Source organism: Streptomyces sp. OfavH-34-F (genome assembly GCF_022347745.1).
Taxonomy (GTDB): Bacteria; Actinomycetota; Actinomycetes; order Streptomycetales; family Streptomycetaceae; genus Streptomyces.
In genome coordinates, this window is the sequence record NZ_JAKRGC010000632.1 from 1 (window position 1) to 1,138 (window position 1,138).

Annotated in this window: 2 protein-coding genes; both read left to right on the forward strand. The window is 75.9% G+C overall.

What is annotated here, in order from left to right:
- Positions 1-960: tetratricopeptide repeat protein (locus tag MHW47_RS35580; RefSeq protein WP_239227926.1), on the forward strand; the 960-nt coding region annotated here is incomplete at its 5' end.
- On the forward strand, positions 957-1,138 hold a 182-nt coding region (locus MHW47_RS35585; RefSeq protein WP_239227927.1), incomplete at its 3' end, for a zinc ribbon domain-containing protein. The genes MHW47_RS35580 and MHW47_RS35585, both read left to right, overlap by 4 nt.

The following is a 1,138-nucleotide window of genomic DNA, read 5'->3' on the forward strand; positions in this document are numbered from 1 at the left end:
ACCGGCGTGCCCCGGCTCGCCGGGCTCGACGTGCGCGGGACCTCGCTGGCGCTGCCCGTGCCGCGCGTCGACGCGAACGACCCCAACGCCGGTTTCCTGGCCGGGGTGATGGCGTCGGCGCCGGCCGAGCTGATCGCGGCGCTGCAGGCGGTGCCGGCCGCGTCGCTGGAGACCCGGCTGCGGGAGCTGCGGGCGCACCTGGAGATGGGCGACCTCGGCGCGGCGGCGAAGACCCTGACCGCGCTGGAGGGGCAGCACGCGGACGACTGGCGCGTCGTCTGGTACCGGGGCCTGACCTCGCTGGTGACCGGTGACAACGAGAACGCGGCGCTGTCGTTCGACGCGGTGTACGACGCGTTCCCGGGCGAGCCGGCGCCGAAGCTGGCCCTGGGCATCTGCGCGGAGGTGCTGGGGCAGCTGGACAACGCCGCCGAGTACTACCGGCTGGTGTGGCTGACCGATCCCAGTTTCGTGAGCGCGGCGTTCGGCCTGGCCCGGGTGCAGATCGCGGCCGGCGACCGGAACGCGGCCGTCCGGACGCTGGAGTCGGTGCCGGAGGCGTCCATCCACTACACGGCGGCCCGGATCGCGGCCGTCCGGGCCCGGCTGCGCGAACGCGCCCCGGACGAACCGCTGTTGGCGGACCTGACGGCGGCGGCGGCCCAGGTGTCGGGGCTGACGGGGCTGGGTCTCGACGCGGTCCGGCGGGAGCGCCTCGCGGCGGAGGTGCTGGGTTCGGCGCTCGACTGGGTACTCTCCGGTAGCCCGTCCGGTCCGCAGCCCGCCGCGCAGGCGGGGCCGCGCCCGGCCACGCTGCTGGGCAGCGAGCTGGACGAGCGCGGTCTGCGTTTCGGCCTGGAGCGTGCGTACCGGATGCTCGCCCGGCTCGCCGAGCCCGGCGAGGAGAGGATCGAACTGGTGGAACGGGCCAACCGCTTCCGCCCCCGAACGTGGGTGTGAACATGTCGCAGAACCACCAGGAGACGGCCCTGCCGAGGTGCCCCGGCTGCGGGGAGCCGCTGGAGCGGGGCGACCTGTTCTGCGGTGCCTGCGGGTACGACCTGTCGGCCGTGCCGGAGCCGCCCCGCGACCGCCCGACGGTCGCCATCGCCCCGCCGGGCGCCCCCGGTGCGGCTCC